14 protein-coding genes are annotated in these 22,747 nt (G+C 73.6%); 9 read left to right on the plus strand and 5 right to left on the minus strand.

Going from position 1 to position 22,747, the window contains the following annotated elements; translation table 11 throughout:
- The first annotated feature begins 8 nt into the window (after window positions 1–8).
- The 5 genes from WMF39_RS08660 (at window position 9) to WMF39_RS08680 (ending at window position 7,588) form a co-directional block, all read left to right on the plus strand.
- Entirely contained in the window at window positions 9–500 is a 492-nt protein-coding gene (locus WMF39_RS08660) for a chemotaxis protein CheW (RefSeq protein WP_012234231.1), read from the plus strand.
- Window positions 497–2,614, plus strand: coding sequence for a HEAT repeat domain-containing protein (locus WMF39_RS08665; protein WP_437745074.1), 2,118 nt, complete (start codon window positions 497–499; stop codon window positions 2,612–2,614). Before WMF39_RS08660 ends, WMF39_RS08665 begins: the two co-directional genes overlap by 4 nt.
- Window positions 2,611–3,537 carry a CheR family methyltransferase gene (locus tag WMF39_RS08670; protein WP_437745075.1) on the plus strand — a complete coding sequence of 309 codons (927 nt, stop codon included), beginning with the start codon at window positions 2,611–2,613 and terminating at the stop codon, window positions 3,535–3,537. Before WMF39_RS08665 ends, WMF39_RS08670 begins: the two co-directional genes overlap by 4 nt.
- A 93-nt stretch (window positions 3,538–3,630) precedes the next feature.
- Window positions 3,631–4,713 carry a chemotaxis-specific protein-glutamate methyltransferase CheB gene (gene cheB / locus WMF39_RS08675; RefSeq protein ID WP_272101288.1) on the plus strand — a complete coding sequence of 361 codons (1,083 nt, stop codon included), beginning with the start codon at window positions 3,631–3,633 and terminating at the stop codon, window positions 4,711–4,713.
- Window positions 4,714–5,095: 382 nt separating this feature from the next.
- Window positions 5,096–7,588 carry a transglycosylase SLT domain-containing protein gene (locus WMF39_RS08680; RefSeq protein ID WP_437745076.1) on the plus strand — a complete coding sequence of 831 codons (2,493 nt, stop codon included), beginning with the start codon at window positions 5,096–5,098 and terminating at the stop codon, window positions 7,586–7,588.
- Window positions 7,589–7,638: 50 nt separating this feature from the next.
- Here WMF39_RS08680 and WMF39_RS08685 read toward each other — a convergent pair whose 3' ends face one another.
- Complete coding sequence (locus WMF39_RS08685; protein ID WP_437745077.1) at window positions 7,639–8,004, minus strand: cupin domain-containing protein; 366 nt, start codon at window positions 8,002–8,004, stop codon at window positions 7,639–7,641.
- A gap of 359 nt (window positions 8,005–8,363) precedes the next feature.
- Here WMF39_RS08685 and WMF39_RS08690 point away from each other — a divergent pair, with 359 nt between their 5' ends.
- The 4 genes from WMF39_RS08690 (at window position 8,364) to WMF39_RS08705 (ending at window position 16,064) form a co-directional block, all read left to right on the plus strand.
- A complete protein-coding gene (locus tag WMF39_RS08690) occupies window positions 8,364–10,862 on the plus strand; it encodes a protein kinase domain-containing protein (protein ID WP_437745078.1) in 2,499 nt (832 codons plus the stop codon).
- A 251-nt stretch (window positions 10,863–11,113) separates the two neighbouring features.
- The gene (locus WMF39_RS08695) at window positions 11,114–12,730 is read left to right on the plus strand and encodes a protein kinase domain-containing protein (RefSeq protein ID WP_437745079.1); all 1,617 of its coding nucleotides are present in this window, start codon (window positions 11,114–11,116) and stop codon (window positions 12,728–12,730) included.
- Between the two features lie 5 nt (window positions 12,731–12,735).
- Window positions 12,736–14,664, plus strand: a complete 1,929-nt coding sequence (locus WMF39_RS08700) for a serine/threonine-protein kinase (RefSeq protein WP_437745080.1) — start codon at window positions 12,736–12,738, stop codon at window positions 14,662–14,664.
- Between the two features lie 158 nt (window positions 14,665–14,822).
- Window positions 14,823–16,064: a serine/threonine-protein kinase gene (locus WMF39_RS08705; RefSeq protein WP_437745081.1), complete on the plus strand. Its 1,242-nt coding sequence runs from the start codon at window positions 14,823–14,825 to the stop codon at window positions 16,062–16,064.
- A gap of 840 nt (window positions 16,065–16,904) precedes the next feature.
- Here the strand turns inward: WMF39_RS08705 and WMF39_RS08710 are convergent.
- The 4 genes from WMF39_RS08710 to WMF39_RS08725 form a co-directional block, all read right to left on the minus strand.
- Entirely contained in the window at window positions 16,905–18,221 is a 1,317-nt protein-coding gene (locus WMF39_RS08710) for a hypothetical protein (RefSeq protein ID WP_437745082.1), read from the minus strand.
- 381 nt (window positions 18,222–18,602) lie between these two features.
- Window positions 18,603–19,628, minus strand: a complete 1,026-nt coding sequence (locus WMF39_RS08715; protein WP_437745083.1) for a tetratricopeptide repeat protein — start codon at window positions 19,626–19,628, stop codon at window positions 18,603–18,605.
- Between the two features lie 193 nt (window positions 19,629–19,821).
- On the minus strand, window positions 19,822–21,141 hold the full coding sequence (locus tag WMF39_RS08720) for a hypothetical protein (RefSeq protein ID WP_437745084.1): 1,320 nt from the start codon (window positions 21,139–21,141) through the stop codon (window positions 19,822–19,824).
- 413 nt (window positions 21,142–21,554) lie between these two features.
- Window positions 21,555–22,619, minus strand: a complete 1,065-nt coding sequence (locus WMF39_RS08725) for a PEGA domain-containing protein (protein WP_437745085.1) — start codon at window positions 22,617–22,619, stop codon at window positions 21,555–21,557.
- Between the last annotated feature and the right edge of the window lie 128 nt (window positions 22,620–22,747).

The raw sequence follows: 22,747 nt of genomic DNA on the forward strand, positions 1-22,747 counted from the left end.
AGGCTCAGATGCCGTTGACTGGAGAGCGCAGCCGTCCCGACCCGCAGAAGAGCCTCGTCGGCTTTGTGGTCGGCGACGTCCACTACGCGATCGACATCACGCGGGTCCGCGAAATCGTGAATCCGCTCGAGGTGACCACGCTGCCGCACACGCCCCCCGAGGTCGCCGGCGTCGCGAACCACCGCGGCGAGGTGGTGCCGGTCATCGAGCTCCGCGTGCGCTTCGGGCTGCCTCCGGTCGATCCGACCCGCAGCACCAAGTGGATCCTTGTCGACGTGGGGACGCATACGGTGGGGCTCGTGGTCGACGCGGTGACGGAGGTCTTCGGGACGAGCGGCGATTACCGGCCGACGCCGCCGGTGGGCGGCAGCAGCGATCTGCGCGGCATCACGGGGGTGACGACCCACGACGAGCGGATGATCTTCGTGCTCGACGTCGGGCGCTTCATCGAGCTCGCCCTCGCGCTCGCCGCGTCGGGCGCCCTCCTGGAGGCCCCGTGAGCCGCGCGTTCGACGATCTGGGTCCGTTCGAGGGCCCGCGCGCGGGCGACGCGGGCTCCTGGCCGGCCGAGCCGGAGTCCATCTCGCCCAGCGTGCGGAGCACGCCGATGCCGATCGCGGTCATCGCCGCGGCGCTCTCCGCGGACGACGCCGAGGAGCGCCGCCAGGCGGCCGCGCGGCTCGGCAGGGCCGACGTCGTCGAGGCGTTGCCGCTGCTGCTCCGCGCGCTCGGCGATCCCGACTGGCGCGTCCGCAAGGAGGCGACCTACGCCTGCCACCGGCTGATCCAGGCCGCGCCGGCCTCCGCGCCGGCGCAGGCCGCCGAGGGGGAGCGGCCGGCCTCACCCGGCGCCGGCGCGGAGGGCGAGCGGCCGTCCGCCCCGCAGCTCCTCGTCGCGGCGCTCCTCGACGCGCTTCAGAAGAGCGAGGACGTCGGCCTCAGGAACGCGGCCATCGAGGTGCTCGGCTACTGCGGCCGAGACGCCACGCCGGCGCTCGTCGACGCGCTCGGCGCGCTCGCGGGGGACGAGCGCAAGCTCGTCGTCGACGCGCTCGGCCGCACGCGCGACCCGGCGGCGCTCGACCCGCTCTACGCGGCGCTCGCCGAGCAGGACGACAACCTGCGGCAGAGCGCGATCGAGGCGATCGCCGGGATGGGGCTCATCGCGCGCGAGCGGGTGACGGACATCCTGTACGAGCGGCTCGCCGATCGGGATCGCTTCGTGCGGCTGACCTCGCTGAACGGGCTGAACGGGCTCGAGGCGCCGGTGCCGTGGCGGGTGCTCTCGTCGCTCATCGACGACCCGATCCTCCGGCCGGCGGCGCTGGTCGCCGCGGCGCTCGCGGAGAGCCCGGAGGCGCCGCGGGCGCTCTGCGCGGCGCTCGCGACGGCGCGGGGCGGCGCGTTCGCGCAGCTCGTCCGGGCGCTCGCGCGGCTCGCCGAGGGGCCGCTCGCGTCGCACGCGGTGGACGCGCTCCGGGCGGCGCCGCCCGATGTGGGCGCCCGCCTCGTGCAGGCCGCCGCCGGCGCGCCGGGCTCGGGCGGCGCGGAGCCCCCGTCGTGGCGCGGCCTCGGCGCGGATCCGGTGAGCGGGCGCGCCCAGGCGCTCTTGCTCGCGGCGATGGCGCGCGCCCCGGGCGCGGCCGACGCCGCGGTGCAGGCCATGATCGAGCCCGCGCTCGTCGAGACGGCGCAGCGCGCGCTGGGGCTGCTCGGCGCGGAGGCGCTGCCCTCGGTGCTGTCCTACCTCGAGCGCCACATCGATCCCGACCCGGATCTCTGGGAGGGCGTCGACGACGCGACGGCCGCGCTCCTCGACGGCGCCGTGGCGATCGCGGAGCAGGGCGGGCGCGAGGGCGCGCTGGACGGCGAGCGGCCCGACATCGACGCGACGCTCGCCGAGCTGCTCGGCGCGGTGCGGCGGTCGGTCCGGAGTCCCTCGACGCTCGTGGCGACCAGCGCGCTCTACGGGCTCGCGAAGATCGGGGCCGCGGTCGACTTCCCGCTCATCGTGTCGCAGACGCGCGCGATCTCGCTGCCGGTGGCGCGCGCGGCGGAGAGCGCGCTCGCGGGGCTCACGGAGCGCTACCCCGAGACGGCGCGCGAGCTCGCGCGCGGGCTCGCGCTGGCGGAGGACACCCAGCTCGCGGCGGCGATCGTGATCGAGGCGCTCGGCGACGCGGAGCCGGAGGAGATCGCGTTCCTCACGAGCGCCGCGTCGGCGGGGGACGTGCGCGCGCGCCGCGCGGCCGTGACCGCGATCGCGGCGGCGGCGGGCGTCTCTGCGCTCGACGTGCTGAGCCTCTCCCTGGCCGACGAGGAGCGCGAGGTCCGGCTCGCCGCGGCGCGCGCGCTGGGCCGCCTGTACGCGTCGCTCTCGGACCGCGCGAGCGACGAGCGGGCGCGCGCGCGCGAGCTGCTCGGGCTGGTGCGCGCGTCGGGGGAGCCCGATCTCATCGCGGCCGCGGCGCAGGGGGGCGCGCCGTTCCGCTCGGATCCTCCCTGGAGCGACGCCGCGGAGCGGCCGAGCGCGCCCGTGGCGATCGACGGCGGTGAGGCCCCGGCGTCCCCCTCGGGGATGACCGGCGGGCCGCCGTCGGGGAAGGTGCTGTGAACCGGCGGCGGGACGACGAGATCCGCCTCTTGCCTGACGAGTTCCAGAGGCTGCGTGACCTGTTCAACAAGCACTGCGGGCTCCACTTCGGGCCCGAGGCGCGCACGTCGATGGAGCGCCGGCTGCGCGAGCGGGTCGTCGAGCTCGGGCTCTCGTCGTTCGCGCAGTATTACGAGTACCTGCGCTTCCACAGCCGCGGGCGCGCCGAGCTCGACGAGGCGCTCGAGCTCATCACGGTCAACGAGACGTATTTCTTCCGCGAGGACTACCAGCTGCGCGCGCTCATGACCGAGCTCGTGCCCATGATCGTCAAGGCGGGGGGCGCCAAGGGCCGGCTGTCCATCTGGAGCGCGGGCTGCTCGACGGGCGAGGAGGTCTACTCGATCGCGATCGCCGCGCGGGAGTCCGGCGCCGCGGAGCGCCGCGAGGTCCGCATCTTCGGCAGCGACATCTCCCGCCGCTGCGTGATCGCGGCGCGCCGGGGGGTGTACGGCGCCTCGTCGTTCCGCGCGACGCCGCCCGAGCTCAAGCGGCGCTACTTCGTGGAGCGCCCGGACGGGTTCCACGTTGTGGACGAGCTGCGGGCGCTCTGCCAGTTCGGCCACCTGAACCTGCTCGACTCGTCGCGGGCGGCGGTGATCGGGCGCGTGGACGTCATCTTTTGCCGCAACGTCCTCATCTATCTGGACGAGGAGTCGCGGCGCCGCGTGATCGACATCTTCTACGAGCGCCTCTCGTCCGGCGGGTTCCTCCTGCTGGGCCACTCCGAGTCGCTCCTGAACGTCACGACCGCGTTCGAGCTCGTGCACCTTCGGGAGGATCTCGTGTACCGCAAGCCGGCGGCCACGCTGCGTCTGGGGATCCCGGAGATCTCGCCCGATCGGGGCGGCCCGGAGCGGGGCGGCGGGGAGGAGGGCGGATGAGGCGCCGACGAAGTCGAGGCTGCGCAGGCGACGGTTGGTCCCATGGCGCTCCGGGTGGGGTAGAATGAACCTCCGGCGGAAGGTTTTGCGCTCATGACATTCGCTCCCCTGCGCGTGCTCGTCGTCGACGACTCCGCGTACAACCGGCGCAACATCGCCGAGATCTTGAGCGGAAGCGACGAGATCGAGGTCGTGGGCAAGGCCGGTGACGGCGACGACGCGCTCCGTCAAGCCGCGCAGCTCCGGCCGGACGCGATCACGCTGGATCTCGAGATGCCGCGCATGGACGGCTTCACCTTCCTCCGCATCCTGATGGCGAGGCAGCCGACGCCCGTCATCATCGTCTCGAGCTACAGCCACAAGGAGAACGTCTTCAAGGCGCTCGAGCTGGGCGCCGTCGACTTCGTGGCGAAGCCGGACCGGCAGTTCACGGCGGACGCGCAGATCCGGCGGGAGATCATCCAGAAGGTCCTGCTGGTGCGCTACCTCCGCCCCCGCTCTCCGATGCCGGCCGCGCCGGCCCCGGCGCGGGCGGCGCAGCCTGCGTCGCCGCGCGCGGTGCAGGAGTCGTCGCGGCTCGGCGTCTCGCTGCGCCACCTCGTGGCGGTCGGCTCGTCGACGGGCGGGCCCACGGCGCTCCTCGAGATCTTCAACCGGATCCCGGATCGTTTCCCCGGCGCGATCTTCATCGCGCAGCACATGCCGGACAAGTTCACCCGCACGTTCGCGGAGCGGCTCGATCGGAAGGGCGGCCTCCGGGTGGTCGAGGCGCAGAACGGCGAGCAGGTGGTGGCCCGCAAGGCGTATGTGTGCCCGGGTAGGATGTGCATGGAGATCGCGGTGACGCCGGGCAGCGGGGTCGGGCTGAGCGGCGACATCCGGATCCGGGTGGGGGCGCCGGCGCCTGGGGACCGGTACGTTCCGAGCGCGGACCGGCTGTTCCGGAGCGTGGCGCAGGTGGGCGGCAGCCGCGCGGTGGGCATCATCTTGACGGGGATGGGCGACGACGGGGTGAACGGCGCGCGGGCGGTCCGCGCGGCCGGGGGCACGGTGGTGGCCGAGAGCGAGGACTCGGCGGTGGTCTACGGCATGCCCGGGGCTGCGGTGCGGGCCGGCGTCGTGAACGAGAGCCTGCCCTTCACCGCGATCGGCGACTTCATCGCGCTGCTCTCCTGAGCGGCGGTCACCCGCTTCGGATACGGGCCCATCTCGACGTTTTCGGTGCTCAGCGCACTGGAGTGCGCTTCCGCGCCGAAAACGCCGATCTGGACCCGTCTCCTGTGCGGGTGACCGCCGCTCTGCGACGCTCGTACCAGGGCGGGTGGGAACCGCTCTAGGGTGAGCTGGGTTCCAGCGGGCAGCCAAAGTTGACCCCTCGGGCGCATCGTGAGACAGGTCGGTCCCTGACATGCGGATCCGACGCGCCGCACGCAGGCTTGTATGTCTTGGCTGGTTGGCCGCCCTCTCGGGCGTCGCTTTCGACGGCCTTGCGGCGCCTCCTTCGGAGGTAGCGGGGCCTGCGGCCGGTGCGCCGAAGGCGGAGCCGGCGAAGGCCGACGTGAAGAAGGCGGAGCCGGCGAAGGGCGACGCGGTGAAAGCTGAGCCCGCGAAGGCGGAGCCGGCGAAGGTCGACTCGGCGAAGGCGGAGCCCGCGAAGGTCGACGCGGCGAAAGCTGAGCCCGCGAAGGCGGAGCCGGCGAAGGCCGACGCGAAGAAGGATGGGCCGGCCGAGGGCAAGGCGGAGAAGCCGGCGCCGGTCAGGGTGGCGGCCGTGTCTGGCGGGAAGGGCGGCGCGAAGAGCGCGGCCAAGGCGCCGGCGAAGGCCGCTGCGCGATCGAAGCCGTCGAAGAAGGGCGCGGCGAAGAACACGCGCAAGCCGGGGGAGCCGGGCGCGCCGGACGAGGCGGCGCGGCGGGTCATCGCCGGCACAGCGACGCCGGCGGGGGCGAGCACAGGCGAGTCGCCCGAGCTCCGCACGCTGCGCGCGATCGACCTGGCGCTGTTTCCCGGCGCGGCCCCGAGCGCCGGGCCCGCGTGGCCGGTCGACGGCACGCTCCTGCTCGGCGCAGGCGAGCCGCGCCTCGAGGTCTCCGGCCTGCCGCCCGCGGGCCTGCCCGCCCCGCTGGCGGAAGCGGAGGAGACCCGCGACATCTCCTGGCTGCGTCAGCTCGAGCTGCCCGAGATCCCGGTCCGCTGGGACGGCCGGGTGGTGCGCTACCTCGAGTACTACAAGGACGACCCGCGCGGCCGCTCCGCCGTGGTCACGTGGATCAAGAAGAGCGGCCGCTACGGCGCCGCCATCCGCCGCGTCCTCCGCGAGCAGGGGCTGCCGGAGGATCTCCTCTGGCTCTCGCTCGTCGAGAGCGGCTTCGACCCGACCATCCACTCCCCGGCCGGCGCGGCAGGCCTCTGGCAGTTCATGCCGGAGGGCGCGCGCATCTATGGCCTCACCGTCGACCGCTGGGTCGACGAGCGCCTGGATCCAGAGCGATCCACCTTGGCGGCGGCGCGGTACCTCTCGGATCTGCGGCGGCGTTTCGGCGGCTGGGAGCTCGCGTTCGCGGCGTACAACATGGGGTACGGGGGGCTGCTCGCGTCGATCCGGAAGTACAACACGAACGACTTCTGGGAGCTGTCGCGGCTCGAGGCGGGGATGCCGCTCGAGACGGCGCTCTATGTGCCGAAGATCCTCGCGATCGCGATCGTGGCGCGGAACCCGGCGGTGTTCGGCTGCGACGACGTGGAGCTCGATCCGGCGGTGACGTTCGACAAGATCTCGCTGGGCTCCGGGGTGTCGCTGCAGGCGGTGGCGGCGGCCTCGGGCGCGGCGGCGCCGGAGATCGAGGCGCTCAACCCGCAGCTCGTGGCGAAGCGCACGCCGCCGTCGCCGGTGGACGCGAAGGAGCAGGCGCGCTGGGAGGTCCGGGTGCCCGCGGGTGCGGGGGCGCGCGCGGCGAAGTCGATGCCGAAGCTCCTGGAGCGCGAGCCGAAGCTCGAGCGTTACCTGGTCCGCTGGGGCGAGTCGCTCGACGACATCGCGACGTTCCGGCGGACGACGCGGTGGACGTTGCAGACGTTGAACGGCCTGCGGGCTGGCGAGCCGGTGCGTCCCGGGGCGCTGCTGTTCGTCCCGGCGGCGGAGGGCGTCGGGGCGGCGGCGGCCGAGCACCTGCTCGCGAGCGGCGCGCCGCTGTCGTCGGAGGGGAAGCCGGTCGTGGTGGTCCCGGCGCAGCGCTTCTCCTACGAGGGGCGCCGGCGGGTGTTCTATCGGGTGGTCGCGGGCGATGCGCTGCGGGATCTGGCGGCGGTGCTCTCGGTGACGCCCGACGAGATCTGCCGCTGGAACACGCTGGCGCCTGGGGCGTCGCTCCATGAGGGGATGACGCTCCAGCTGTTCGTCCCGAGGTCGCAGCGCCACGACGGCGTGTTCTTGCTCGACGAAGGCGGCGCGCGCGTCATCGAGGTCGGCTCGGAGGAGTTCTTCGCGCACTTCGAGGGGCTGAAGGGGCGGAAGCGCATCGAGATCGCGGTGCGAGAGGGGGATTCGTTCAGCAAGATCGCGAGCCGGTACGGCCTCAGCGTCGGCAGCTTGGAGCGGATCAACCAGCGCTCGCGGCGGAGCCCGCTGATGCCCGGGGATCGGCTGGTGGTGTACGTGCCGACCTCGCGACCGGACGACCCGGCGCCGGTCGAGCCGCGCGAGGATGAGGTCCGCGTGGCGTCGGCTCAGGCCGCGGGCGCGGTGGACGACGGCGACAAGGCGGCGGCCGAGCCGGTGAAGCCGGCGGTGCTGCTGACGCCCGTGGCGCCCGTCGAGGCGGGCGCGGGCGAGGCGAAGCCCGGCGGCGCGGGGGCGGCGGGCGCGGGCGACCTGGCCGGAGCGAGGCCGGAGGAGAAGAAGGCCGCCGAGGGCGAGAAGAAGCCGGCGGCGGGCGGAGCGGACGACAAGAAGTCCGCGGGGCGTGGCGCCGCCGAGCCGCAGCCGGCGGGGCGCGCCAAGGGGGCGCAGGACAAGGAGAAGCCCGCGTCTGGCGCTGGCACCGCGCTGTGAGGTCCGGGTGAGCTCGGGCTTCCAGGGGGCGAGACCCCCGCCTCGTGGTCTCAGGTCTTGGCAGAGGGCGTCGCCCCGGTCTCGTCCCGCCCATGGACGCCGGCGGGCGGGCTCGTCGCCTCCACGGCGGTGAACGGTTCGATGATCTTGTAAGAGTGCGACGCCCCCTTGGGGACCGTCCAGGAGTCGCCCGGCTCGAGGCGCACCATTTGCCCCTCGATGAGCAGCTCGGCCCGTCCAGCGATGACGAACCCTACGGTCTCGTAATCCCGCGCGGTCGGCTGTTTGGCGTCGCCTGGCGGCTCGCATTCCCAGAGCCGCATCGATACCTGGATCCCGGAGGCCAGGTATTTTTGTCCCATCTGGCCTGTCGGAGAGCGGCCGGAGGAGACCTTCATGACGGTTGTGTCGCTCATGTGCGCCTCGCTTTCCTCCACGAGTGATTTGCCGGTCTGGCGACGAGCGTGGGTCCGCGCCTGGCTGGAGCGAATCGGGCTTCTCCCTCTTTCCTCGTCGGTTTTCTTCGTGCGTTCGTCCTTGCAGGGAACGTATCGCGCCAGGGAGATCTGCTGTAGGATGCCCGCACAGGAGGCTGTCCCGTGGACCTGGGGACCGGATGTCATGTCGCGCGGGCGCAGGTGGTTGACGGATCGCGCGGCGTGAGCGCTGGGCGTCGGGGGCGTCGTGGGTGCGCCGTCGCTCGCATCGCTCTGCTGGTCGCGGCCGTCCGTGCGCGCTCCGTGACGGCGGGGCGCGTCGCGCTTCCGGAAAGCCGATGATGCCCTCGCCGAAGAGCTCGACATTGCTCGCGTCCGGTGTGCTGATCGACAGGAAGTACCGGCTCCTGCGCCAGATCGGCGAGGGGGCGATGGGCGTGGTCTGGGCGGCGGTGAACGTGGCGACGGCCCGCGAGGTGGCGCTGAAGCTGATCCACCGGCCCGAGACCGAGTTCCGGCTGCGGCTGCAGCGCGAGGCGCGCAACTGCGGGGCGCTGCGGCACCGGAACGTCATCGACATCTACGACATGGGGGAGACCGAGGCCGGGGAGCCGTTCCTGGTGATGCAGCTGCTCACGGGGGAGACCGTGGCCGAGCTGCTCGCGCGGCGGCGCCGGCTCGACCCGCCCGTGGCGGCGTCGATCGGGCGAGACGTGGCGAGGGGGCTCGCGGCGGCGCACGCGATGCACATCATCCACCGCGATCTGAAGCCGGCGAACATCTTCCTGCACCGCGAGCCGGACATGGACGAGCCGGTTGTGAAGGTGCTCGATTTCGGGGTCGCCAAGAACCTCTCGGTCAACGACGGCCTGCACACGGTGCAGGGCGGCGCGGTCGGGTCGCCGCTCTACATGAGCCCGGAGCAGGTGAGGGCCGAGCCGAACGTCGATCACCGGGCCGACATCTGGGCGCTCGGCGTCGTGTTGTTCGAGATGCTGACGGGCATGCGCCCGTTCCAGGGGGACGCGCAGGCGGTGTTCATGGGGATCTTGACGGGCGAGATCCCCACCGTGTCCAAGTACCTGAGGCGGGTGGACCAGGGGCTCGTCGACCTGATCGCCCGCTGCATGCGCAGGGATCGCGCGGACCGGATCAGCTCTGCGGCGGAGGTCGCTGCGCTGCTCGATCGGTACGCGGAGCGCGGCGTGGGTCCGGGCAGGGACGCGGCGCTGCGGCAGTCGTCGCCGGAGGGGCGGGGGGCGCTCCCGGACGAGGATGTGGACGGCGGCTGGGAGGAGTCGCAAGGCGGCACGGTGGCGCTTGCGGCGCAACCTGGGTTGGCGCTCGCGGCGCAGCCTGCGTCGGTGGCGCAACCCGGGTCGGCCCTCGCGGCGCAGCCTGCGTCGGTGGCGCAGCCTGCGTCGGTGGCGTACCCCGCGTCGGTGGCGAACCGGTCGGGGAGCGTCGAGGGGGGCGCGGGAGCGCTGCCGCTGGCGCTGCTCGGTGGGGGGCCGCGGGCCCCGGTGCCGGTGCAGGAGTCGCCTGAGGCGCACAGGTCGCTGGGGCCGGGGCAGGGGGCTGCGGGGCCAGCGTCGGGCATGAGCCGCGCGACGGATGGCGGGCCAGCGTCGGGCGCCGGCCATGCGGCGGGCGCGGTTCCTCGGCGTCCGGGCAGCTCGGGCCAGCACCTGGCCGCGGCGTCCGTGGTGCGCGCGCTGCGGGACGAGGACGTGGCGACCTTGCCCCTCACGCGGCGGAACGCGGATGCGGCCGGGGCCGCGGGGCCGCGCGCCGGGTCGGGGACCTATCCGGCGGCGGGGCCTGCCGCCGCTGCGCCTCGGCCCCCGTCGTCGTCGGTGGCGGCGTTTGCAGCGCCGGAGCCGTCCCAGGCGAGCGCGGCGCAAGCCGCTCCGGTGCAGCCTGCGCCCGTGGCGGCGCCGCAGCAGGGCTCCTGGGCGATGACGGTGCGCATGAACGCGCCGCCGATGCCCGAGGCAGGGGCGGGGCCAGGCGGCCTCGGCCCTGCTGGCGCGCTGCCGCCGGGAGGCATCTCCGCGCAGCCGAGCTGGAGCTCGGCGCCGGCCGCGAGGCTCGGCCCGGAAGCGGGCGCGAGCGCCTCGGACTCCAGGTCGGGCGCGACAACGGCAACGGGCGCGCCGCGCCAGGCCGGGAGCTCGTCGACGACCCCGCTCGTCTCGAACCACCCGTCGGTCCATCAGGTCGGGGTGCACCAGGCCCAGGACGCTCAGGAGCGGGCCCCGCACGGCGGCGAACCGAGGCGCAAGCGTACGGCCGCGACGCTCGCGATCGTGGCTGCTGCGCTGTCGCTGATCCTCGTGGGGATGCTCATCTCGCTGAGGTCGCCGGAGACGTCGTCGGCCGCGCCGGAAGTGTCCGGGAGCGCGATGCCGTCGTTGGACCGCGCCGGAGGAGACACGGTCGCCGCGCCGGAGCGCGGGGGAGCGCCGTCGCGGAACGAGGAGCTCCCAGCGCAGGAACCCTCGGCGCCATCCGCGGAGGCGCCGCCGGGCTCCTCGGCGCTGGCGCCGCCGGGCTCCTCGGCGCTGGCGCCGCCGGGCTCCTCGGCGCTGGCGCCGGCCGTGCCCTCGGCGCCGAGCGCCCTTCCGACGAGCAGCGCGGCCGGCGCGTCGGCGCCAGGCGGCGGCGCGGGCACGGCGCCGGGGACGGCGAGCGGCGCGAAGCCGGGCAGCTCGACGCTCGGGGCGCCTCCCGCGACATCGCAGCCCGCGAAGGCTGCTCCTGCCCCATCCGCGGCCTCGTGCGCTCATCTCAGGTTCTTGGCGAAGAAGCAGTGCGAGGCGAAGCTCAAGAAATAGACTCGGCCTCTCCGCGGCTCGGGGCGCCCCTCCCGAAATGACGCCACGGTAACGCCGCGATTCCTGGGCAGCGACGACGTGGCGACGATCACGTGCGCTGAGCGCGTGCCCACACCGGAAGCGCCGGAGCCGGCTTCGCGCTCTGCGAGCCCGGCCGGCAGCTTTTCTTGACGGTGCGCTGCCTCACCTGCGACACTTCTTCCAAGCACCGTCGACCTGCTGCCACGTCCGTCCTCCAGCGAGACCACCCCATGCAGTCCCCTTCGGCTCCTGCCGCGCCGCCGCCAGGTGCGCTCATTTGCGGCAAATACCGCCTTCTTCGGCGGATCGGCGAAGGGGCGATGGGCGTCGTCTGGGCAGCGCACAACGAGGCTACCTCTCGGGAGGTCGCGCTCAAGCTGCTGGTGCGGCCCGACCCGGAGCTCCGCGTCCGGCTGCTGCGGGAGGCGCGCGCTTGCGGCGCCGTGAGCCACCGGAACATCGTCGATATCTACGATGCTGCAGAGTCGGAGAACGGCGATCCGTTCCTCGTCATGCCGCTGCTCTCCGGCGAGACGCTCTCGTCCTTGCTCAAGCGCAAGCGCAAGCTGGAGATCCACGATGCCTCGCGCATCGCTCGGGACATCGCGCGCGGCCTCTCCGCCGCGCACGAGCGGGGCATCATCCACCGCGACCTGAAGCCGTCCAACATCTTTCTCCACACCGAGCCTGGCGAGGGCGACGCCATCGTCAAGATACTCGACTTCGGCGTGAGCAAGTTCCTCGCGGGTCCTCAACAGGTGAAGACCGCGACAGGCATCCTCATTGGCTCGCCGGCGTACATGAGCCCTGAGCAGGTGCGGGCGCAGAGCGATATCGACACGCGCGCGGACCTCTGGGCGCTCGGCGTGGTGATGTTCGAGATGCTCACGAGCAGGCGGCCGATCCAGGGCAAGGCGCATGAGCTCCTGAGAAACGTGCTGCACGGCGACATCCCGGCGGTGTCCCAGTCTGTCTGGCAGATCGATCCCGGCCTCGATGCCCTGGTGACGCAGTGTCTCCAGCGCGATCGCGAGAAGCGACCGCGCTCGGCGGCCGATGTCGCGGCGGCGCTCGAGCCGTTCGTCACGCCGTCGGCGCCGCAGCGCGCGCCCTCGAGGCCGGGGTCGTCGCCGGAGCTGCGGCACGAGATCCCGCAGCAGCTCGGGCGAGGGTCGTGGGGTGGGGCCGCTCCCGGGCGGTCGCCGACGCCGGCGACCGGGACGCCGCTCCCGGCGTCCGTGGCGCATCTGCAGGCCCCGCAGGGACACCCGAACACGCCGGTGTCAGGGCCGCGCGGGGCGCTCGCGGCGCCGCAGCAGCCGGCGGCGGGCGCGTGGCCGGGGCAGCCGGCGGCGGGCGCGTGGCCGGGGCAGCCGGCGGCGGGCGCGTGGCCGGGGCAGCCGGCGGCGGGCGGGGCGGCGGCCCCGGGGCATCGGGAGCGGATGGCGAGCAATCCTCTGCTGGGGGACCGCGGGACGATCAAGATGTCACCCGAGCAGGCGGCCGCCTATCGATCAGAGTCCAGTGCGTCGCTGGCGCGTCCGGCCGCTCCCCTCGGACAGGCGCTGTCGCTCGGCGGCACGGTGCCGCTCGATCCGCTCCCCGAGCCGAAGAGGCCGCTTCCTGTGCCCGCCCGCTCGCCTGTCGTGTGGATCGCGATGGCCGTTGTCGCGGCGGCGCTCCTCCTGGGGATCGGCATGGCCGCGGGGTATCTCTTGCGGCGCAGCGAGGTGGAGCGCCCGAGGGACCCCGGCGGAGAGCGTGCTACCTTCCGCGTCGCCCTCTCGTTTGCGCTAGGCAAAGCGACCTCGCCCGCCGCGGCGACGCGCCTCGACCCACCCTGCTGAGCTCGATGTCCACCTCCTTCACGCAGATCGCTGCTGGCCTGGTGATAGCCGAGAAGTACAAGCTTGTGCGGCGGCTGGGAGAGGGATCCATGGGCGTCGTGTGGGCGGCGCTCAACCTGTCCACCTCGCGTGAGGTGGCGTTGAAGCTGATTCACCGCCCGGATCCCGAGCTCCGGAGGCGGCTGCAGCGTGAAGGGCGCAATGGCGGGGCGCTGCGGCACCGCAACGTCATCGACATGTATGACATGGGGGAGACCGAGTTCGGCGAGCCCTTCCTGGTGATGCAGCTGCTCACCGGAGAGACGCTCGCGGACCTGCTCGTGCGCAGGCGGCGGCTCGACGCGGACGTGGCGGCGTCGATCGGGCGAGACGTGGCGAGGGGGCTCGCGGCGGTGCATGCGCTGCACATCGTCCACCGCGATCTGAAGCCGGCGAACATCTTCCTGCACCGCGAGGCCGACGCGGACGAGCCGGTGGTGAAGGTGCTCGATTTCGGGGTCGCGAAGAACCTCTCCGTGAATGACGGCATCCGCACGGCGACGGGCGGCGCGGTGGGATCGCCGCTCTACATGAGCCCGGAGCAGGTGAGGGCCGAGCCGAACGTCGACCACCGGGCCGATATCTGGTCGCTCGGCGTGGTGCTGTTCGAGATGCTGACGGGCATGCGGCCGTTCCAGGGGGACGCGAGGGCGGTCTTCACCGGCATCCTGACGGGCGAGATACCGAAGATCTCCCGGTACGTGCGGCGGGTGGACCCGGGGCTCGTGGAGCTCGTGGCGCGGTGCATGGCGCGCCACCGGGACGAGCGGATCGGGTCGGCGGCGGAGGTGGCGGACCTCCTCGAGGGGTACACGGCGGCGGGGGCGAGGGCAGCGGGATTTGCCGTCGGGGGCGGGGGCGGCGGGCAGGTGGCGGCGATGGAGGCGCCCGCGATTCCCGGCGCGGCGCCGGCAGGGGCGCCGGTGTCGCCGATGGCGAGCGGGGCGGCGGTGTCGCCGATGGCGAGCGGGGCGGTGGTGTCACTGACGGCGAGTGGGGCGCCGGTGTCGCCGATGGCGAGCGGGGCGGTGGTGTCGCCGACGGCGAGCGGGGCGTCTGCGCCGGAGTGGAACGCCGAGCTGACCCAGAGGCTCGAGCCGGAGGCCATGGCGAGCGCCGAGGCGGCGCTGGGCGCGCCGCCCGCATGGGGCCACGGTGAGCCGGGGAAATCGACGACCGCGCCGCTCGTGCTGGGCCCGGAGGCAGGCCGAGGCGCGCAGCCGTCGCCCTGGGCAGCGCGCGCAACGCCGGTGCCTCCGCGGGCGCCGCGGACGCCGCCGCGGCGGCAGGCAGGCTGGAAGCGCCTTCCGGGCCCGGCGGCTGTCGCGGCGCTCGCCGCCGGCGCGGCTGGCCTGGTGGGCGCAGCGCTCTTCGTCGCGCTGCGCTCGCCAGCGCCCGCGGAGAACGCAGCTGGGATCGAGACGATGCCGGAGGCCGGGATCGAGAGCGCCGCAACGAGCGCGGCAAGGCCGCCGGATCCGCCGACCCCGCCTGCGACCGCTGCGCCTCAGGCTTCGGTGGCGGCTGAGCCGCCCAGGGTGGATGAGCCGGTGGATGCCGGCGGGGCGAACAGCGCGCCGGACGCGGGGCCGGCGGGCGTGGAGCCGGCGTCGGTGGAGCGGAGCCAGCCGGCGGTGGAGGCGCCGACTCCAGCGGCGGCGGTGTCGGCTGTCGCGGCGTCGCCACCTGCTGCGGCGCCTGCGTCGGCGCGGGCGGTCGTCGCGGCGCAGCCCAGGAGTCAGCCTCCGGCGCAGCCCGCGCCCGCGCCGTCGCGGTCTGCGCAGCAACCGGCCGCCCGGCGGCAACCCGTGGATCCGTGCGCGGGCAAGACAGGGTTCATGCGGACGAACTGCCTGCGGGACCAGGCGAAGAAGAAGGACCCCTACGCTCCCTGAGCGGTGTTGCGCGCGGGGGAGCCAGGTATCCGTCGTTCCGGCCGCGCGAGCGCAATGGTAAGCCTGCGCAGGTGGGGGAGCTACCTGGGGGCCTATGTCGGGGCTGATCGAGGCGTACAAGCTGCTTCCGGGCATGCTGCTCGCCAGCAAGTACCGGCTTGCACCGCAAGATCGGGCAGGGGGCGATGGGGGTCGTCTGGGCCGCGACCAACGAGGCCACGGGGCGCGAGGTGGCGCTCAAGGTGATCGCCCGGCCGGATCCCTCGCTGCGGAAGCGGCTGCTGCGCGAGGCGCAGTCGTGCGGCGCGCTGCAGCACCCGAACATCGTCGACGTGATCGACGTGGCCCGCACCGAGAGCGCCGAGCCGTGCCTGATCATGGAGATGCTCGTCGGGGAGAGCGTGGCGGCGCTGCTCGAGGCGAGGCGGCGGCTGGACGCGCCGCTGGCGGCGCGGATCGCGCGCGACGTGGCAGGCGCGCTCGCCGCGGCGCACGCCGTGCAGATCGTGCACCGCGACCTCAAGCCGGCGAACCTCTTCCTGCACCGGCCGCCGGAGGCGAGCGACTTCGTGGTGAAGGTGCTCGACTTCGGCGTGGCGAAGAACCTGGCGATCGCGAGCGGCGCGACGTCGACGCTCGACGCGGCGGTGGGCACGCCGTTCTACATGAGCCCGGAGCAGGTCCGCGCCGACCGGGACATCGATCCGCGGGCGGACCTCTGGGCCCTCGGGGTGGTGCTGTTCGAGATGCTGACCGGCGTGCGGCCGTTCCAGGGCGACGGGACGCAGCTGATCTCGCAGATCCTGGAGGGGGAGATCCCGAAGGTGTCGCGCTACCTGCGGCGCGTGGACGAGCGGCTCGTGCGGATCGTCGATTGCTGCCTTCGCAGGGCGCGGGAGGAGCGGTTCGCGTCGGCGGACGAGGTGGCGCGGGAGCTGGCGGTGTTCGTGCCGCGAGGGCCGGGAATGGCGGGAGGCGCGGGGGTGGAGCGGGTGGCGGCGGTGGAGCGCTGGGATGGGTGCGGAGTGGCGGGAGAGGGCGGGGAGGCGCTGCCGGAGACCGTCGTGAAGCAGGAGGGCGGGGAGACGGCGGTAGCGCCGGCGTGGAGCCAGGGCGCGAGCGTGGATGAACTCGCGACGACGGTGCCGGTGGCGCGGTCGGAGCGGGAGAGCGGCGGGGGGAAGACCGCGGCGGGGCAGGCGGGCAGGCGGGGGTGGAAGCGGAGGCGACGAGGCAGGGGCAGGGGATTCAGCCAGCGAGCGTGGTGTCGGTCCGGGATGGGAGGTCGGCCAGCGGGGGAGCGCGTTTCGGAGGGCCGGGCGCGGGGGAACAGGTCGGTGGGGCCTCGAGCGCCGGGATGCCGATCGGGGCGCCGGTCGTCGACCCCAGGCCGGTGGTGACACATCGCGGAACCGTCGTGATGCGAGATCAGCTGGCCGCAGCGCAGCAGCGGGCGGTGGCTGCGATCATGGATGCGGCAAGAGAGCAGGCGAAGAGGGGCGGCGCGCCCGTCGCAAGCGCTCAACCCGCAGCCAGGGGGGCGAGTAACGGCGAGGTGAGGCGAGAGAGAGGGAAATCCAGGGCCGTTGACGTGGTCGTGACGCTTGCGGTGGGCCTGATCGTGGGCGCGCTGGTCGCCGTGTGGATTAGCCGCCGGGAGCAGCTGCCGGTCGCACCTGCGGGAGCGGACGGCGGCGGCGACCCGGCGGCAGCGTTCGCTCGGGGAGGGGAGCGGTCCGCTGCGGCGGCGACGCTCGGTGCGTCGTCTGCTCCGGAGCAGACGACGACGGCGGTGGCAGGGGCCCCCGCCGAGGTTGGGGATGCGGCGCCCAAGGGCGTGGAGGCGGTCGGGGTCGGGGAGGGGGACGCCAGAGACGCTGGGGCGGGTCAGGCGGCACAGGCGCCGCAAGTCGCGCCGAAGGTGGGCGCCAAGCGGCCCGCCCCGGCGGCGACAACGGGGCAGGTGAGCCTGCCGTCGCGTGCGGCGGTGACGGGAGAACGGACGCTGCAGGCCGGCGAGAGGGCAGGCCTGGCGAAGGTGCCGCCGCCGGAGGACGCGGTGTATGGGGAGCCGGCTGCGCGATCCACGGCGCCCACTGGACGTGGCGCATCGCCGGGCGAAGCGCCTGCGACGGAGAGGAAGAACGTTGCGCCGCCTCGGCCTTTCTGAGGGACCATCACATGACGAAAGCCGGCGTCGTCCGCGCGGTGCGGAGCGAGGAGGAGACGCCGGCAGGACGTCATGGCGTCGGCGCTCGCTGAGGAGACGAGAAATCCAGCAGCCTGCTGGCCTGACCCGCATCGCCGGCCTGCTCGACACCGCTGCCAATGCCGCCGTCGCCGGGCATGCCCAACTGGACCATCACGCCCTCGAGGGACGGGGCGGTGCCCGGAGTGCCCTGGAAGGCGATAGCGAGGGAATGGCCGCCCTGACCGCCGCCGCCCCGGCCGCCGGAGCCTCCCTGGCCTCCCTGCCCGCCGCTGCAGCCGTCGGGCACGAAGTTCTGGGGCGAACCTATCCCGCCCGGCCCGCCATAGGCGCCGCGTCCGCCCGCCTGGCCGGCGGCGCCGTCGCCGCCCCTGCCGCCATCACGGGCGGTCAGCCGGACGACCTCACGGAAAGTGAGCGTCGCGTTGACGCTCACCAGGGCGATGCTCGACCCACCGGGAGAGCCGCCCCTGCCGCCCGCACCGCCGCAGCCGCCGGCGCCGCCGTTGCCGCCGCTGGCGCCGCCCCGGGTGCCAGCTGGGCACGATGTGTTCCCGCGGGTGCCGGCGCCACCCCCGCCGCCCTGGGCGGTAGTTCCGCGTTGGCCATCGCTGCCGGACAACCCGGTGTAGCCGGCGCTGGAGAGCTGGCCGATGCCGACTGCCCCTGCGCCTGGTGCGCCGACGTCACCCGTTCTGCCTTGCCGGCCCTGGGTACACTCCTCGTCGCCGGCCAGGTATGCGCCAGCGTTGGGATTGGTCTCCGCGCTGGGAGAACCGCTGCCGCCATCGCGCCCGCGCGTTTCCTCGCCATTCCCGCCCCGCCCCCCGAACGAGTCGTCGGAGGTGTCCGCGGTGCCGCACTCATTGGGCGGTGGCGCAGCGGTCGATACTGTGTTCGCCGAGCATGCAGCGCTCCCGCGGGCGCCCTGGGCGAGTTGCGCGGGCTGCGGAGAAGGGGCCGTCCCCGGGGCACCGGGCGCTGCATCGCCCGCCTCGAAGGTGGACCGAACCAGGTCGACCGCGCAGCCCTCGGCGATCGCCGCAATAGCAGAGGTCCCCGCATCGTCCGGATCGATCGTCGGAGCGATGACATGAAGATCCTCCAGGCGCACCGTCTCGCCTTGAGCGCGCATGGCCAGGGGCACAACCCCGGGCGCCGCCGTGAGGGTGGTCTTGTTCGCCTCCTCCCACTGCCAGTCTGCGTCGCAATCGAGGCCACCGTAGAGGGTGACCCCCGCCGTCACGGTGAGCGATTCCTCGAACGTCTGGGCGCATGCGTACACGCGCCGTGCCTCCTTGTCCTCGATCTGCGCGGCGAGCTGGATGGCCTCCGCGAGCGTCTTCACCGGTGCACCCGGGCTCCCGTCACCCCCGTCGCTCGCCGTCGCTGACACGAACACGCCGCAGGCCGCGTCCGCGGTCCAGGTCTGCCCGTCGCTGGGCACGCACCCCACGGGCGTCGGCCCTCCCCCGGCTCCTCCGGTCCCCGTGGCACCTCCGCTCCCTGCCGCGCCGCCGGTCCCTCCGACGCCCACGCCTCCCGCTCCGCCTGCCCCGCTCTGATTCTCTTCACAGCGTATGGCCTTGTGCTCGCAATCGTCTCGGGGCGGGAACGGGAAGCAGCCCGCCGGAGCGAGGCTGGTGGCCATTGGGCCGAGGACGAACAGCGCGGCGGTACGAGCAATCCGAGGCATCAGCCATCCTTCCTCATTCCGAGGTCACCGTCGTCAGAACGCTCCGCCCACCGAGAGCCCCACGTCGTTCATTCCCACCGCGGGCGTCACCTGAACGGGGGCCTCAGGGCGGAGCACGAGCGCATAGAGCAGCGTCCCGAGGCCGGTTGCCCCGGCCCCCGCGAAGCTCCAGAACGCCACGTTGCTGTACAGTCGGCTCTCGTCGACCGCCTGGCCCTGCTGTGTGCACGCCGCGGGGGCGGGCCGGGTCGTGCACGGGTTCCGACCGCCCGCGAGCAGCGTCGTCTTCAGCGCCTCGGCGTCTCCGGCCCGGTCGTTCGCGAGCACCGTGAAGAGCACGCCCGTCACCGCGCCGACGCCGGTCGCGACCGCGCCGCCGACGAGCACGGGCATGTCCATGTCGCTCCTGGCGGAGTGGATCCCATCACCCGAGGGGGGCGCCGATCGCGTCGCCACCGCGGGGGCGGGCGCCAGGACCAGGGCGACACGCTCTTTCGCGCCCTCGCTCAGCCGGATCGTCCTCGTCACCGGAGCCTGCCCCGGCATGGTCGCGACGACCGTGTGCTCGCCGGGGTCGCGCTCCAGCGGCCCGGTCTGAAAGACGGGCTCTCCGTCCAGCGTCAGCTCCACCGCGCTTGGCGCCACGCCCGTGATCGCGATCTCCAGGGTCGGGATGCGGGACGCGAGCGCGGCGAGCTCGACCCTGGCTTTCGCCTGGGCTTCATGGAACTCCTGCGGCGCGCTGGCCTCGAGCAGCTCGTCCACGACCCGCTGGAAGAGCGAGCGCGCCTCGATCAGGCGGCCGAGCCGCTCGCAGGATCGCGCCGCGTAGAGCAGGATCGGAGGAGCGTGGACCTGGTCGTAAGCGTCGCGGAAGGCAGCGAGCGCCTCCTCGTAGCGGCCGCCCTGGAAATGCTCCCAGCCCTTGTCGGCGAGGGCCAGCGCCGCGGCCTTGGCTGCCTGGGTCGGCTGGGCCGGCCGGGACATCGCGGTGGCCGGCACGGCCGGGAGCGCGAACACGAGCAGCAGACCCAAGGGGAGCCGTCGGCGGAATCTCATGACGGAGAGGTGCATGCGGGCGGTGGGCGGTTCAGCGGAGCTCGAGCGGATGGCTCGCGATCCGCCGTGGCGCTGGCGTGGTCGAGGGCCATGCCCTGACCACCGGAGCCAAGGGTGCCGGGCGAGCTCCCCGGAAGGCCGTTGACGCGCCGCGCGGGCGCGGGGCAGACCGAGGCGGAGACGCCGGCGGACGTCATGGCGCCGGCGTTCGCTGAGGCGGAGAGAAATCCAGCAGTTTTTGGGCCTCACCCGCACTGCCGGCATGTTCGGCATCGCTGCCATCGCCGCCGTCGCCGGCCACGCCCAATTGGACCGTCACGGTCTCGATGGACGGGACGGCGTTTGGGATGCCCAGGAAGGCGATGCCGAGGGAATGGCCGCCTTGCCCACCGCCGCCCCGGCCGCCGGAGCCTCCCTTGCCGCCCCGTCCGCCGCTGCAGGCTTCGCTCGCGTGGTGCACGCTCGAACCCGTCCCGCCCGGCCCGCCCAACGCGCCATGTCCGCCTTCCTGACCGTTGGCACCGTCGCCGCCCCTGCCGCCATTACGAGCGATCAGCTGGACGCCCTCACGGAACGTGAGCGTTGCGTTGATGCTCACCAGGGCGATGCTCGACCCACCGGCAGAGCCGCCCCTGCCGCCAGCACCGCCGCAGCCGCCAGCGCCGCCGTTGCCGCCGCTGGCGCCGCCACGGCTGTCACGAGAAGGGCATGATGTGCTCCCGCCCATGCCACCGCCACCCCCGCCGCCCTGGGCGGTCGCTCCGCGTTGGCCATTGCGGCCGGACGACCCCGTGTAGCCTGCGGTGGAGAGCTGGCCGATGCCGACTGCCCCTGCGCCTGGTGCGCCGTCGTCACCCGCTCTGCCTGGCTTGCCCTGGGTACACGACGCGCTTGCGGTAAGGTATTCGCCGATGTTGGAAGTCGTCTCGTCGCCGGGAGCGCCGCTGCCGCCATCGCTCCCGCGCGTCTCGAAGCCATTACCGCCCAACCCCCCGATCGAGTCGTCGGAGGTGTCCGCTGTGCCGCAGGTTTCGGGCAGCGGAGCGACGGTCGATACACTGCTCGCCGAGCATGCAGGGTTCCCCCCGTTGCCTTGGGCGGGCTGCGCGGGTTGCATAGCAGAGGCCGTCCCCGGTGCACCGGACGCCGCATGGCTCGCCTCGAAGGTGCACCGAATCAGGTCGACGGCGCAGCCCTCGGCGATCGCCGCGATGGCGGAGGTCCCCGCGTCAGCCGGATCGATCGACGGAGCGAAGACATGAAGATCCTCAAGGCGCACCGTCTCGCCTTGGGCGCGCATGGCCAGCGGCACAACCCCGGGCGGCGCCGTGAGGATGGTCTTGTTCATCTCGCTTCGTTGCCAGTCTGTATCGCAATCGAGACCACCGTAAAGGGTGACCCCCGCCGTCACGGTGAGCGATTCGTTGAACGTCTGGGCGCACGCATACACGCGCCGCGCCTTCTCGTCCTCGATCAGCGCGGCGCGCTGGAGGGCCTCCGCGAGCGTCTTCACCGGTGCACCCGGGCTCCCGTCACCCCCGTCGTCCGCCGTGGCCGACACGAACAAGCCGCAGCTCGCGTCCGCGGTCCAGGTCTGCGCCTCGCTGGGCACGCACCCCACGGGCGTCGGCCCTCCCCCGGCTCCTCCGGTCCCCGTGGCACCTCCGCTCCCTGCCGCGCCGCCGGTCCCGCCGGCTCCCCCGGTCCCCGTGGCACCTCCGCTCCCTGATGCGCCGCCGGCCCCCGCGCCGTCTGCTTCTCCGCCCACCCCGCGCCCGCCGCCGCATTCATACAGCTCGCTGCAGTCGGGGCCGAGGCAGCTCGCCGTCGGGAGCACCGCTGCGATCGTGGCCAGGGTCAGCGTCGAGGCTCCACACGCGGCAAGCCGTATCGCCCTCTGTGTTCGTCGGTTCATGGTTCCTCGGCTCAGAACACGCCGCCGGCGACGAGCCCGCCGCCGCCCGGCATCACGAGCGGAAAGAGATGCACCCGTTGCTCTGGCTCGCTCGGCGCTCCAGCGAGCCAGGTGTAGCCGAGCGTCACCACCGCGCTCGCGCCTGCGCCGATGAAGCTCCCGAGCGCCAGGTTGCTGAAAAGATACTGGTCGTCGACCAGCGAGCGCAGCTTGCTGCACTGCTGCGTCTGATCACTGCCATCGGGGGTCGCGCAGCTGATGGGGACGGGTCCGCGATCCATGGCGGCGATCACGCTCTTCTGCCGTGCCGCATCGCTCGCTTTGCCGTTGGCGACGAGCGTGAACACGACGCCCGCGGCGATTCCGACGCCGGTGACGATGCCGCCCCCGACGAGCACGGCCGTCCTCCCGCCGTCCCGCGACACCCCGGGCGCCGGCGGGACGCTCCGTTCCGCGCCGGCACGCCTCGTGTCCGCCGCCGGAGGGCGCTCCAGCGCGATGACCACCGTCTTCGTGCCCCCCGCGGTCGCCTCGACCGAGCGCGTCTGCGGCACATACCCGTCGAGCTTCGCTCCCACCTCATGCCGTCCCGGGTCGAGGAACACGGGATCTGCGAGCGGCGCTCGCCCGACGCTGGCTCCGTCGACGGTCACCTCGGCCCCGTCCGGCGCGACGCGGACCGTGACCGCCGCGACCTGCGCCCGCGCCTCCTGCAGCGACGCCTCCGCGCGCTGCCGCTCCTGGACCTTCGTCGCGGGGGCCTCGCGGAGGTAGCGCGTGAGGTACTCGGCCGCGTCGCGGGGCTTGCCCACCCGGAGGCAGGCCACGCCCAGGTTCGAGGCGATCTGGTAGTGCGGCTTGAGCCCCCACGCCGCGAGGAACGCCGCGTGCGCGTCGGCCCACTTTCCCGCGTTGGCCGCCTTCACCCCGTCTTCGAAGAGCTGGCGCGCCCTGTCCGTCAGCGCATCGCTCTCCTGCGCCTCGGCCCGAGGGGCCGCCTGCTGCGCTCCGGCGGCAGGTGCCAGCAAGGCGACGGCGATGCTCAAGGTCCACAGCAGCGGGCGGTTCGTCGTCATAAGGAGTCCAGCGGTGCTCCAGGGAGCTGCGGTTCGGAAGACGCGTACAGCCGTACTTTACCCACCCTGGAGCGCGGACCGTACTTCTTCCGCGCCGTGACGGAAGCTTTTGTCCACCCGTTCCACGC

This window comes from Sorangium sp. So ce1504, from assembly GCF_051521635.1.
GTDB lineage: Bacteria > Myxococcota_A > Polyangia > Polyangiales > Polyangiaceae > Sorangium > Sorangium cellulosum_B.

Coding starts and splice junctions, on each gene's coding strand:
- WMF39_RS08690 (WP_437745078.1), top strand. CDS start 8,364: ATGATGCCCTCGCCGAAGAGCTCGACATTGCTCGCGTCCGGTGTGCTG.
- WMF39_RS08725 (WP_437745085.1), bottom strand. CDS start 22,619: ATGACGACGAACCGCCCGCTGCTGTGGACCTTGAGCATCGCCGTCGCC.
- cheB (WP_272101288.1), top strand. CDS start 3,631: ATGACATTCGCTCCCCTGCGCGTGCTCGTCGTCGACGACTCCGCGTAC.
- WMF39_RS08695 (WP_437745079.1), top strand. CDS start 11,114: ATGCAGTCCCCTTCGGCTCCTGCCGCGCCGCCGCCAGGTGCGCTCATT.
- WMF39_RS08660 (WP_012234231.1), top strand. CDS start 9: ATGCCGTTGACTGGAGAGCGCAGCCGTCCCGACCCGCAGAAGAGCCTC.
- WMF39_RS08685 (WP_437745077.1), bottom strand. CDS start 8,004: ATGAGCGACACAACCGTCATGAAGGTCTCCTCCGGCCGCTCTCCGACA.
- WMF39_RS08715 (WP_437745083.1), bottom strand. CDS start 19,628: ATGAGATTCCGCCGACGGCTCCCCTTGGGTCTGCTGCTCGTGTTCGCG.
- WMF39_RS08700 (WP_437745080.1), top strand. CDS start 12,736: ATGTCCACCTCCTTCACGCAGATCGCTGCTGGCCTGGTGATAGCCGAG.